Below are 11,861 nucleotides of genomic sequence, written 5' to 3' on the forward strand. Positions count from 1 at the left end.
GTATCCCAGTTGGATTCCAGTAGGACGGCGGTCGGATGTCGGAGGCGACGGTGGGCGCGGACGTGTGGACGGGTGCCGGCCCGTGGACGGGACGGGCGCGCGCCTGGACGACGGTCGCTCCGGCCGTGTTCGCGGCGGCCTGGGGCGGCAACCACTTCACGCCGCTGATGCTGATGTACCGGCAGCACGACGGGTACACGACGATGGCAGTGGACCTCGTCTTCGCCGCCTACGTCGCCGGCCTCGTGCCCGGCTTCCTGCTGTCCGGCGCGCTGTCGGACCGGTACGGCCGCAAGCGCGTGATGCTGCCGGCCGTGGTGCTGGGCATCGCCGCGAGCGCGGCCCTGGCCACGGGGGTGCACACGCTGCCGGTGATGTGCCTGGGGCGGCTGCTGTCCGGGCTGAGCGTCGCCGCGGCGATGGTGGTGGGCACCAGCTGGTTGCGGGAGCTGTCGCAGGCCCCGTGGGAGCCGGGAGCGGACGACGGTACGGGCGCCGCACGCGCCTCCGTGACGCTGACGCTGGGGTTCGGTGTGGGCGCCGGGGTGTCGGGTGCGCTCGCGCAGTGGGCGCCCGGACCGTCCGTCCTGCCGTACGTCGTGCACGTGCTGCTGTCGCTCTGGGCACTGGCCGCCCTGGTCGCCGCACCCGAGACCCGGCGGTTCGACGCCGACATCCGCTCCCTGCTGGCTGACCTGCGCGTGCCGGCGGCGTCGCGGCGTCGCTTCCTGCTGGTGCTGACCCCGCTGGCGCCCTGGGTGTTCGCCGGCGCCGCACTGGCGTACGCGGTGCTGCCCGCGCTGCTGCACCGGGCGAGCCACGGCGAGGACGTCGCGGTCGCGGCGGTCCTCGCGCTGGTGACCCTCGGCACCGGCGCGCTGGTGCAGGTGGGCCTGCGGCGGCTGCCGCCGACGCGGCGCGGGCATGCTCCGCACGTCGGCATGGGGGCGATGGCGGTCGGTGCGGCGCTGTGCGCCCGGGCGGCCGTCGCACCGACGTTGTGGCTGGCGGCGGTCGCCGCGGTGGTGCTGGGACTCGGCTACGGGATCTGCATGGTGACCGGCCTGGTGGAGGTGCAGCGGCTGACCGACGAGGAGCACCTCGCGGGGCTGACGGGGGTCTACTACAGCCTCACCTACCTGGGGTTCACGCTGCCCGTCGTGCTGGCCTGGCTGCAACCGTTCGGCGGCTACCCCGTGCTGCTGACCGCCGTCGCGGTGCTGGCCGTGGTGTGCGGGGTGGTCGTCGCCGTCGCGCGGCGGACGGTTCCGGTGCCGGTCTGGCCGGACGAGTCGGCGGCGCCGTGGCTGGAGCGGGTGGGCGCCGAATGACCAGGTCGCCGAGCGGGTCGAGCGGGTGCAGGCGGCTGAGCGGGCACAGGTGGCTGCACCGGCCGCCCGAGGTCGACGAGGCGCAGCTGCTCGCGGCGGCGCGGGACGAGCTGTGTGAGCGCGGGTACGACGGCATCACCCTCAGCGCCGTCGCCGCACGCGCGGGTGCACGCAGCAGCACGGTGCACCGGCGCTGGTGGACGCGCGCGGAGCTGGTGGTCGACGCGCTCGCCGATCCCCGACCGACTGGCGGCGCCGCAGACCTGCCGGACACGGGCTCGTTGGTCGACGACCTGCGCGCCCTGCGGGCGGGCCTGCACGAGGACGCGTTCTGGCGGGCTCTGCCCGGGCTGGTGGCCGACGCCGCCGACTCGCCCGAGCTGATGCCGGCGATCCGCGACCGGCTGGTCCAGCCGCGGGTCGCGCGGCTGCGCGCGGTGCTGCGCCGGGCGGCGGCCCGCGGCGAGCTCGGCGCCGCGGCCGACCCGGACCTGCTGGCCGACGTGCCCGCCGCGATGATCACGTACCGGCTGCTGGTCTCCCGGGAGCCGGTCGACCGCGCGTTCGTCGAGGCGGTCCACGACGGGCTTCTCGCGCGGGCCGCCACCGCGAGCTGCGCCGCACCCTGACGGCACGGGGCCCGGCGGGGCCGCCGGGTCCCGTCTGCCCGGGTCCGGGTTGGGTCCGGGGCCACGCCCGCGACGTCCGGGAACCGTCAGGATCGGCGCCCGGCGGCGACCCCGGTGGATCAATGGTCGTGACGGCCACGGTGGACGTCCGGCCCGCGGGTCGTGGACGGCGAGGGGTGCGCACGCGATGGCGGACCTGGGGTTCCTGGTGCTGACCGCCCTGTGCTTCGTGGTGCTCGGGCTGCTGGTGCGCGGGTTGGAGCGGCGGTGAACGCCGAGACGTGGGTCGCGCTGGCGATCGCCGCCGCGCTGGCCGGCTACCTGCTGTACGCGCTGCTGCACCCGGAGCGGTTCTGATGTCCGCCGGGGCGGCCGCGGTCGGCCAGATCGCGATCGTCGTCGCGGTGCTGGCGGCGGTGCACGTCCCGCTGGGGGACTACATGGCGCGGGCGCTGGAGACTCGCCGGCACCTGCGCGTCGAACGGTGGGTGTACCGGCTGTGCGGCATCGACCCGGACGCCGACCAGCGCTGGGGCGTGTACGCCCGGTCGCTGCTCGCGTTCTCCGGCGTCGGCGTGGTGCTGCTGTACGGGCTGCAGCGCCTGCAGGCGCACCTGCCGCTGTCCCTCGGCACGGGCGCCGTGAACCCCGCGACCGCGTGGAACACCGCCGTCTCGTTCGTCACCAACACCAACTGGCAGTCGTACTCGGGCGAGCAGACCATGGGCCAGCTGGTGCAGATGGCCGGGCTGGCGGTGCAGAACTTCCTGTCCGCGGCGGTGGGCCTGGCGGTGGCCGTCGCGCTGGTGCGCGGGTTCACGCGCAGCCGCACGGACCGGATCGGCAGCTTCTGGGTGGACGTGGTCCGCGCCACCGTCCGGATCCTGCTGCCCCTCGCGGTGATCGCCGCGGTGGTGCTGCTGGCCGGCGGCGTGGTGCAGAACCTCACCGGCGTGCACGACGTGACGACCCTCGCCGGCGGCACGCAGCACCTGGTCGGGGGCCCGGTGGCCTCCCAGGAGGCGATCAAGGAGCTGGGCACCAACGGCGGCGGCTACTTCAACGCCAACAGCGCCCACCCGTTCGAGAACCCGTCGGCGTGGACCGACCTGGTCGAGGTCGTGCTGCTGCTGATGATCCCGTTCTCCCTGCCGCGCACCTTCGGCACCCTGGTGCACGACCGGCGGCAGGGCGCGGCGGTCCTCGCCGTGATGGGCACGCTGTGGGGTGCCGCCGTGGCGGTCGCCACCTGGGTGGAGCTGCGCGGGCCCGGGGCGGTGCCGGCGCTGGCGGGCGCCGCGATGGAGGGCAAGGAGGTCCGGTTCGGGCCGGCCGCCTCGGCGCTGTTCGCGGCGTCGACCACCGGCACCTCGACCGGCGCGGTGAACGCCGCGCACGACTCGCTGACCGCCCTCGGCGGCGGCGTCGCGATGATGAACATGATGCTGGGCGAGGTCTCCCCCGGCGGCGTCGGCACGGGGCTGTACGGGATGCTCGTCGTCGCGGTGCTCGCCGTGTTCCTCGCGGGCCTGATGGTGGGACGCACCCCGGAGTACCTGGGCAAGAAGGTGGGCCGCCGCGAGGTGACCCTCGTCGCGCTGTCGATCCTCACCATGCCGGCGATCGTGCTGGTCGGCGGGGCACTCACGGCGGGGATCCCCGCGCTGCGGTCGGCGGCCGTCAGCGCCGGTGGTCCGCACGGGCTGAGCGAGGTCCTCTACGCCTACGCCTCCGCCGGGAACAACAACGGCTCCGCGTTCGGGGCGTTCACCGCCACCTCCACCTACCAGGAGGTCGCGCTCGGCATCGCCATGCTGATCGGCCGGTTCGTGCCGATCGTGCTGACCCTGGCGCTCGCCGGCTCGTTCGCGTCGCAGCGGACCGTGCCGCCCGGCGCGGGCACGCTGCCCACCCACACACCGGTGTTCGTCGGGCTGCTGGTGGGCGTCGTCGTCATCGTCGCCGGCCTGACCTTCTTCCCCGCGCTCGCGCTCGCACCCTTCGCCGAGGCCCTGTCATGACCGTCACCGCGCTCCCGACCCCCGCTCCCGACCTGCCCAGCACCCGCCCTCCGGCCGGGGCGTTCGAGCCGCGACAGCTGCTCGCGTCCCTGCCGCAGGCGCTGCGCAAGCTCGACCCGCGTCACCAGGTGCGCTCGCCCGTGATGTTCGTCGTGTGGGTCGGCGCCGCGTTGACCACCGTGCTGGCGGTGCTGCACCCCAGCGGCTTCGCGTGGGCCATCACCGTGTGGCTGTGGCTGACGGTGGTGTTCGCCAACCTCGCCGAGGCGGTGGCCGAGGGTCGGGGGCGGGCCCAGGCGGCGTCCCTGCGCCGCACCCGCACGTCCACCACGGCTCACCGGCTGCGCGCGGACGGCACCCTCGAGGACGTCGCCGGGGTGGCGCTGACCGTCGGTGACCGCGTCGTGGTGGCCGCCGGCGAGGTGATCCCAGGCGACGGCGACGTGGTCGAGGGCGTCGCCGCGGTCGACGAGTCCGCGGTGACAGGCGAGTCCGCACCGGTGATCCGCGAGTCCGGCGGGGACCGGTCGGCCGTCACCGGCGGCACCCGGGTGCTGTCCGACCGCATCGTCGTTCGCATCACCGCCAAGCCGGGCGAGACGTTCCTGGACCGGATGATCGCCCTGGTCGAGGGATCGGCCCGGCAACGGACGCCCAACGAGATCGCCCTCACGCTGCTGCTGGCGTCGCTGACGCTGATCTTCCTGCTGGCGGTGGTCACGCTGCAGCCGTTCGCCACGTACTCCGGCCGGCCGCAGTCGATCACCGTGCTCGTCGCCCTGCTGGTGTGCCTGATCCCCACCACCATCGGCGCGCTGCTGTCCGCGATCGGCATCGCCGGCATGGACCGGCTGGTGCAGCGCAACGTGATGGCGCTGTCGGGGCGGGCCGTCGAGGCGGCCGGGGACGTCGACGTGCTGCTGCTGGACAAGACCGGCACCATCACGCTCGGCAACCGGCAGGCGGTCGAGCTGGTGCCCGCGGACGGCGTGGCGGCGGACCGGTTGGCGGACGCCGCGCAGCTGTCGTCCCTGGCGGACGAGACGCCGGAGGGCCGCTCGATCGTCGTGCTCGCCAAGGAGGAGTTCGGGCTGCGCGAGCGGCCGGCCGGTCAGCTGGGGCGGACCACCTTCATCCCGTTCTCGGCGCAGACCCGGATGAGCGGGGTGGACGAGACCGGCCCCGACGGCACCCGGTCCATCCGCAAGGGTGCCGCGAGCGCGGTGATGGCCTGGGTGCGCGAGCACGGCGGCCACCCGACGGCCGACGTGGGCCAGGCGGTGGACGCGATCGCGGGGTCGGGCGGCACGCCGCTGGTGGTCGCCGAGCTGGTGGGCGACGGGCCGGCGCGAGCGCTGGGCGTGGTGCACCTGAAGGACGTGGTGAAGTCCGGCATGCGCGAGCGGTTCGCGCAGCTGCGGGCGATGGGCATCCGGACGGTGATGATCACCGGTGACAACCGGCTGACCGCCGCCGCGATCGCCGACGAGGCGGGGGTCGACGACTTCCTGGCCGAGGCGACCCCCGAGGACAAGCTCGCGCTGATCCGCACCCAGCAGGCCGACGGACGGCTGGTCGCGATGACCGGCGACGGCACCAACGACGCCCCGGCGCTGGCCCAGGCCGACGTGGGGGTGGCCATGAACACCGGCACCTCGGCCGCCAAGGAGGCCGGGAACATGGTCGACCTCGACTCCAACCCGACCAAGCTGATCGAGATCGTCGCGATCGGCAAGCAGCTGCTGATCACCCGCGGGGCGCTGACCACGTTCTCCATCGCCAACGACGTGGCCAAGTACTTCGCGATCATCCCGGCGATGTTCGCCGGCCTGTACCCGCAGCTGCAGGCGCTGAACGTGATGCACCTGCACTCGCCGCAGACCGCCGTGCTGTCGGCGGTGGTGTTCAACGCGCTGATCATCGTGGCGCTGGTGCCGGTGGCCCTGCGCGGGGTGCGGTACACGCCGTCCAGCGCCGCAGCCCTGCTGCGCCGCAACCTGCTGGTGTACGGCGTCGGCGGGATCGTCGTGCCGTTCCTCGGCATCAAGGCGATCGACCTGCTCGTCACGCTGCTGCCCGGCCTGTGACCGGGACGGAACGGGGAATCTGATGACCTCCTGGCTGCGTCAGCTGCTCGCCGGCCTCAAGGTGCTGCTGGTGGCGACGCTCGTGCTCGGCGTCGCCTACCCCCTGCTGGTGCTCGGCATCGGCCGGCTGATGCCCGCCCGCGCCGACGGGTCGCTGGTGCGCGTCGGCGGCACGGTGGTCGGCTCGGCCCTGATCGGCCAGCCGTCCGGCGGCGACCAGTGGTTCCAGCCCCGGCCGTCGGTCGCCGGCGACGGCTACGACCCCCTCGCATCCGGCGGCTCGAACCTCGGCCCGGACGATCCGGGACTTCTGGCCACCGTGCAGCAGCGCCGTGAGCAGGTCGCCGCCCGCGAGGGCGTCGACCCGGCCGCGGTGCCGGCGGACGCCGTGACGGCGTCGGCCTCCGGGCTGGACCCGGACATCTCCCCCGCCTACGCGCGGCTGCAGGTGGCCCGCGTCGCGCGCGTGCGCGGCCTGGACCCCGCGGTGGTGCGCACGCTGGTCGACGCGCACGTCCAGGGGCGCACCCTCGGGGTGCTCGGTGACCCGCACGTCAACGTCCTCGAGCTCAACCTGGCGCTCGCCGCGCTGCCCGCCACTGCGGCAGGGTGAGCACGTGGGCAACGCGGATCGGCGGCGTGGGACGCTGCGGGTCTTCCTCGGCGCGGCTCCCGGCGTCGGCAAGACCTACGCGATGCTCGACGAGGCGCAGCGCCGCCACGAACGGGGTGCCGACGTGGTCGTCGGCCTCGTCGAGACCCACGACCGCCCGCAGACCGCCGCCCAGCTGGCCGGGCTGGAGACTCTTCCCCGGAAGACCATCGCCTACCGCGGCACCAGCTTCGGTGAGCTGGACGTCGACGCGGTCGTGGCCCGCCACCCCGAGGTCGCGCTGATCGACGAGCTGGCGCACACCAACGTGCCCGGCAGCCGCAACGCCAAGCGCTGGCAGGACGTCGAGGAGGTGCTCGACGCCGGCATCGACGTGGTCACCACGGTGAACATCCAGCACCTGGAGTCGCTCAACGACGTGGTCGAGTCGATCACCGGCGTGCACCAGCAGGAGACCGTGCCCGACGAGGTGGTGCGCCGCGCCGACCAGATCGAGCTGGTCGACATGAGCCCGGAGGCGCTGCGCCGACGGTTGGCGCACGGCAACGTCTACCGGCTCGACAAGGTCGACGCGGCGCTGACCCACTACTTCCGCCCCGGCAACCTCACGGCCCTGCGGGAGCTGGCCCTGCTGTGGACCGCCGACCGGGTGGACGACGCCCTCGCCCGCTACCGCGAGGAGCACGACATCGCGGAGCTGTGGCCGGCCCGTGAGCGGCTGGTGGTCGCCGTCACCGGCGGTCCGGAGACGGAGACCCTGGTGCGCCGGGGGGTGCGCATCGCGTCCCGCCCGGCCGGTGGCGAGCTGCTGGTGCTGCACGTGTCCCGCGGCGACGGCCTCGCCGGTGCCGGTCCGGAGGCGCTGGCGCGGCACCGGACGTTCACCGAGAGCCTCGGCGGCACGTGGCACAACGTCGTCGGGGACGACGTCGGGGCGGCGATCCTCGACTTCGCCCGCGCGATGAACGCGACGCAGGTCCTGCTGGGCGCCACCCGCCGCCGCGGCCCCCTCGGCCGGCTGGCACCGGGCGTGGTGCCCCGGGTGATCCGCGGCGCCGGAGACATCGACGTGCTCGTCGTCACCCACGAGCGGGCCGGCGGCGGACGTCCGGTGCGGGCTCGCCGACCGGGACTGTCGGTCCGCCGCGTGGCCACCGCCTGGGCGCTCGCCGTCGCGGGACCGGTCCTGCTCGGCCTCGCCCTGCGGCAGGCCCAGGCCGCGGCGGCCTCCCTGCCGACCGTCCTCATGCTGTTCCTCGCCCTGACGGTCGGCGTCGCGATCGTGGGCGGCGTGGGCCCGGCGCTGTGCGCCGCCGTGCTCAGCGGCCTGCTCAGCAACTACCTCTTCGTCCCACCCGTCGGCACCCTCACCATCACGCAGCCCCAGAACGCCGTGGCCATCGCCGTCCTGATCGCCGTCGCCGTCGCCGTCTCGGCGGTGGTCGACCTCGCGGCCCGGCGCAGCGTGCAGGCCGTCCGTGCCCGCGGAGAGGCGGACACGCTCGGCTCCGTCTCCGCTGCCGTGCTCCGCGGCACCGACGCGGTGCCGGCCATGCTCACCTCGCTGCGCGAGGCCTTCTCCGTCGACGGCGTCACCCTGCTGACACGTCCGGACGAGACCTCCGCCTGGACGGCCGCGCACAGCACGGGACTCGCAGCGGCGGACCCGTCCGAGGCCGACGTCACCTTCGTGCCCGTGCACCCCACGCTCGCGGTCACGCTGCGGGGACGTCCGTTGTCGGCCGAGGACCTCCGGGTCGTCGCCGCGGTCGGTGTGCACGCGGCCGCAGCACTCGAGCGCGACGCCCTGCAGAGCCAGGCCAAGGCCGCGCGACTGGAACGCGAACGGACGGCGACGCGCACCGCGCTGCTCGCGGCCGTCTCCCACGACCTGCGCACCCCCCTGGCCGCGATCAAGGCCGGGGTCACCGCTCTGACCAGCAGCGGCGACATGCTCCCGCCGACCGACCGGGACGCCCTGCTGGACGACCTGACCACCAGCACCGACCGGCTGCAGGCGCTGATCGACAACCTGCTGGACATGAGCCGCCTCGACGCCGGCGCCGTCACGGTCGCCCGCACCCCCGTCGCCCTCGACGAGGTGGTGCTGACGGCGCTCGCCCCGGTCGACGACGAGCGGCTCACCATCGACGTCCCCGAGGACCTCCCCCTGGTCCGCGCCGACGCCGGGCTGCTCGAACGCGCCGTCGCCAACCTCGTGGAGAACGCGCTGCGCTACACCTCGGCCCCCGTGCGCGTCGTCGCCGGTGCGCTCTCCGACTCGGTGGTGCTGAGGGTGGTGGACCAGGGGCCCGGCGTGCCGGACGAGGACAAGCCGGCGATGTTCACCGCGTTCCAGCGCCTGGGAGACAACCCGCGCGGTCACGGCCTGGGCCTCGGGCTGGCAGTGGCCCGGGGCTTCGTCGAGGCGAACGGCGGCACGCTCGAGGCGGAGGACACCCCCGGCGGAGGACTGACGATGGTGGTCACGCTGCCCTTGGAGGCCGGATGACCCGCGTGCTGGTGGTCGAGGACGACCCGGCGCTCGCCCGTGCGCTGGCGATCACCCTGCGTGCCCATCGGTACGACGTCGCCGTCGCCCACACCGGCGCCGACGCGCTCGACGCCGCAGGCGGCGGGCACGTCGAGCTCGTCGTGCTCGATCTGGGGCTGCCCGACCTCGACGGCATGGACGTGCTGCACGCGCTGCGCGGCTGGACGAGCGTGCCGGTGGTGGTGCTGTCCGCCCGGCAGACCGCCGACGACAAGGTCGCCGCCCTGGACGCCGGCGCCGACGACTACCTGACCAAGCCGTTCACCATGGACGAGCTGCTCGCCCGGCTGCGGGTGGCCGTCCGGCACGCCGTCCCCGAGACCGCTCCCGTGGTCGAGACGGCCGCCTTCACCGTCGACATCCCGCATCACCGGGTGATCCGCGACGGCATCGACGTGCGCGTCACGCCCACCGAGTGGCACCTGCTCGAACAGCTCGCCCGCAACGTGGGCAAGGTGGTCGGCCGCCGCGAGCTGCTCACCGAGCTGCGCGGCCCTCATCTCGACCGGCAGACCCACTACCTGCGGGTGTACGTCGCCCAGCTGCGCCGCAAGCTCGAACCCGACCCCGCCCATCCTCGGCACCTGCTCACCGAACCGGGCATCGGCTACCGGCTGGTGCCCTGACCTGCCCCACACCCGGAGGAGCCCGCCGTGGACGTCGCGCTCGAGACCGCCGTGCAGGACCCCGAGGGCGCGGCGAGTCCCGGCCGAGGCCCGGGATCACGGTCCCATCCGCGCGCCGAACCCCGCCCCTAACCTGACGTCATGGGTCACGGGCGCTCGTACCTGGCCGAGCTCGTCCGGATCAACGACACGCTGATCTGGTCGCAGGACCGCACCGACTCCTTCGTCGCCGCGGTCGAGATCATCCGCGACATCATGGGCGCCCGCCTGGCCCCGACCTACCTGCAGGACGAGGCCGGCAACCTGCTGGTGCTGGTGACCGACGACCAGACGCGGGACGCGCTCGGCCCCCACTTCGCGACGATGCCGGCGCACGAGCACGTCCGCCCGCCGTGGATCAACCCGCAGGAGTGGCCGGTGTCCGCGGCCGACCACCTGGCCGACCCCGCATGGGCGCTGCTGCCCGACGACTTCAAGGCGTGGTTCGGCGAGTCCGGCGTGGTGGTGTCGATCCACGCCGACGGCCGGCACCTGGGCGCCGTGCTGCTGTGCTTCGACGGGCCGTGGGCGCTGACGACGACCCGCAAGGAGTTCCTCGCAGCGGCCGGACGCATCCTCGGAAACGCGGTGTACCGGTGGCAGGTCGCCGGACGGGAGCGCGAGCTCGGTGCGCTGGAGGAGCGGCGCCGGCTCAGCGACGAGCTGCACGTCGACCTGTCCCAGCAGCTGGCGGCGCTCGGTCTGCACGCCGGCGTGATGCAGCTGGACGCCGCCGCACGGGACGTCGACCGGCTGGTCGCGGACGTGGACCACCTCGAGCAGCTGGTCTCCACCGCCAACCGGAGCCTGCGGCACCAGATGCTCGGCCTGCGCACCGACGCCGAGATGGTCAAGGGCACCTTCGTCGCGCAGGTGCGCTGCCACCTGGACAACTTCGAGCGGCAGTTCGGCATCCCGGTCACGCTGGAGTGCACCGGCGACGCCGACCAGGTGCCGCTGGCGGTGGCGGCCCAGCTGATCCGGGTCCTGCAGGAGGCGCTGGCGAACGTGCACCTGCACGCGCACGCCGCCGCCGTGACCGTCCGGCTGCTGCCCACCTCGACGCGCATCCGCCTCGAGGTGGAGGACGACGGCAACGGGTTCGACCCGACGTCGGTGCCGGACTCCCGGCTCGGCGTCCGCATCATGTCCGAGCGGATGCAGCAGGTGGACGGTGTGGTGCAGTTCGGCCGGGGCGCCGCCGGCGGGACGCTCGTCACGGCGGAGGCGCCGCTGCGGCGCGCGGGCTCGGCGATGCCGTCCCGCGTCGGGGTGGCGTCATGACGCCCACCACCGTGCTCGTGGTGGACGACCACGCGCTGTTCCGCGACGGTCTGACGGCCCTGATCAGCCGGTGGGACGACTTCGTGGTGGTCGGCACCGCCGCGGACGGCGCCGAGGCGATCCGGCTGGCGCGCACCCTGCGGCCCGGGCTGATCCTCATGGACGTCCGGATGGAGCCGGTCGGCGGGGTCGAGGCGACCGCCGCGATCACCGCCGCCGACCCGGACGTCCGGGTGGTGATGCTCACCATGTCGAGCCTCGGCGAGGACGTCTACCAGGCGCTGCGCAACGGCGCGCACGGCTACCTGAGCAAGGACGAGCGCGCCGACCGGCTGCACGAGTACCTCGCCGGCCTGATGCGCGGCGAAGCCGCGATGTCCTCCACCATCGCGGCGCGGGTGCTCGCCGAGTTCGGCCTGCCGGGCGGCTCCGGCACGCCGGTCCCGCCGCCGCACGAGCGGCTGACCCACCGCGAGCGCGACGTGCTGCGGTTCCTGGTGGACGGGCTCTCCAACGAGGAGATCGCCCAGCAGCTGTTCCTGTCCGAGGCGACGGTGAAGAAGCACCTGGGCAGCATCATGACCAAGCTCCACGTGCGGAACCGCGTGCAGGTGGCGGTGTTCGGGGTGCGGCAGGGCATCGTCCGCTAGGGCGAGCGGTAGCCGATCGGCTACCCC

The 11,861-nt window shown here is 74.3% G+C and carries 10 protein-coding genes; all 10 read left to right on the forward strand.

The window, feature by feature from the left end:
• The first annotated feature begins 35 nt into the window (after positions 1-35).
• The 10 genes from N0B34_RS01420 to N0B34_RS01465 all read left to right on the forward strand — a co-directional run bounded on the left by N0B34_RS01420 (position 36) and on the right by N0B34_RS01465 (position 11,834).
• Positions 36-1,331 carry an MFS transporter gene (locus N0B34_RS01420; RefSeq protein ID WP_263729414.1) on the forward strand — a complete coding sequence of 432 codons (1,296 nt, stop codon included), beginning with the start codon at positions 36-38 and terminating at the stop codon, positions 1,329-1,331.
• Positions 1,328-1,960, forward strand: coding sequence for a TetR/AcrR family transcriptional regulator (locus tag N0B34_RS01425; RefSeq protein WP_263729416.1), 633 nt, complete (start codon positions 1,328-1,330; stop codon positions 1,958-1,960). The genes N0B34_RS01420 and N0B34_RS01425 overlap by 4 nt, the downstream gene beginning before the upstream one ends.
• Before the next feature lie 267 nt (positions 1,961-2,227).
• Positions 2,228-2,317 carry a K(+)-transporting ATPase subunit F gene (gene kdpF / locus N0B34_RS01430; protein ID WP_263729417.1) on the forward strand — a complete coding sequence of 30 codons (90 nt, stop codon included), beginning with the start codon at positions 2,228-2,230 and terminating at the stop codon, positions 2,315-2,317.
• Positions 2,317-3,981, forward strand: coding sequence for a potassium-transporting ATPase subunit KdpA (gene kdpA / locus N0B34_RS01435; RefSeq protein ID WP_263729418.1), 1,665 nt, complete (start codon positions 2,317-2,319; stop codon positions 3,979-3,981). Before kdpF ends, kdpA begins: the two co-directional genes overlap by 1 nt.
• On the forward strand, positions 3,978-6,068 hold the full coding sequence (gene kdpB / locus N0B34_RS01440; RefSeq protein ID WP_263729419.1) for a potassium-transporting ATPase subunit KdpB: 2,091 nt from the start codon (positions 3,978-3,980) through the stop codon (positions 6,066-6,068). The genes kdpA and kdpB overlap by 4 nt, the downstream gene beginning before the upstream one ends.
• Before the next feature lie 22 nt (positions 6,069-6,090).
• Complete coding sequence (gene kdpC, locus N0B34_RS01445; RefSeq protein ID WP_263729420.1) at positions 6,091-6,681, forward strand: potassium-transporting ATPase subunit KdpC; 591 nt, start codon at positions 6,091-6,093, stop codon at positions 6,679-6,681.
• 4 nt (positions 6,682-6,685) lie between these two features.
• Positions 6,686-9,193 (forward strand): ATP-binding protein, encoded by a 2,508-nt coding sequence (locus tag N0B34_RS01450; RefSeq protein WP_263729421.1) that lies wholly within the window; start codon positions 6,686-6,688, stop codon positions 9,191-9,193.
• Positions 9,190-9,861, forward strand: a complete 672-nt coding sequence (locus tag N0B34_RS01455; protein WP_263729422.1) for a response regulator — start codon at positions 9,190-9,192, stop codon at positions 9,859-9,861. The genes N0B34_RS01450 and N0B34_RS01455 overlap by 4 nt, the downstream gene beginning before the upstream one ends.
• 141 nt (positions 9,862-10,002) lie before the next feature.
• Complete coding sequence (locus N0B34_RS01460) at positions 10,003-11,184, forward strand: sensor histidine kinase (RefSeq protein WP_263729423.1); 1,182 nt, start codon at positions 10,003-10,005, stop codon at positions 11,182-11,184.
• A complete protein-coding gene (locus N0B34_RS01465; protein WP_263729424.1) occupies positions 11,181-11,834 on the forward strand; it encodes a response regulator in 654 nt (217 codons plus the stop codon). The genes N0B34_RS01460 and N0B34_RS01465 overlap by 4 nt, the downstream gene beginning before the upstream one ends.
• The last annotated feature ends 27 nt before the right edge of the window (positions 11,835-11,861 follow it).

Origin of the sequence: Cellulomonas sp. SG140 (assembly GCF_025770785.1) — a bacterium.
Taxonomy (GTDB): Bacteria; Actinomycetota; Actinomycetes; order Actinomycetales; family Cellulomonadaceae; genus Cellulomonas.

Bases quoted from the DNA above. Each gene is read 5' to 3' on its own strand.
- N0B34_RS01420 (WP_263729414.1), top strand. From the start codon at position 36: ATGTCGGAGGCGACGGTGGGCGCGGACGTGTGGACGGGTGCCGGCCCG.
- N0B34_RS01425 (WP_263729416.1), top strand. From the start codon at position 1,328: ATGACCAGGTCGCCGAGCGGGTCGAGCGGGTGCAGGCGGCTGAGCGGG.
- kdpA (WP_263729418.1), top strand. From the start codon at position 2,317: ATGTCCGCCGGGGCGGCCGCGGTCGGCCAGATCGCGATCGTCGTCGCG.
- kdpB (WP_263729419.1), top strand. From the start codon at position 3,978: ATGACCGTCACCGCGCTCCCGACCCCCGCTCCCGACCTGCCCAGCACC.
- kdpC (WP_263729420.1), top strand. From the start codon at position 6,091: ATGACCTCCTGGCTGCGTCAGCTGCTCGCCGGCCTCAAGGTGCTGCTG.
- N0B34_RS01455 (WP_263729422.1), top strand. From the start codon at position 9,190: ATGACCCGCGTGCTGGTGGTCGAGGACGACCCGGCGCTCGCCCGTGCG.
- N0B34_RS01460 (WP_263729423.1), top strand. From the start codon at position 10,003: ATGGGTCACGGGCGCTCGTACCTGGCCGAGCTCGTCCGGATCAACGAC.
- N0B34_RS01465 (WP_263729424.1), top strand. From the start codon at position 11,181: ATGACGCCCACCACCGTGCTCGTGGTGGACGACCACGCGCTGTTCCGC.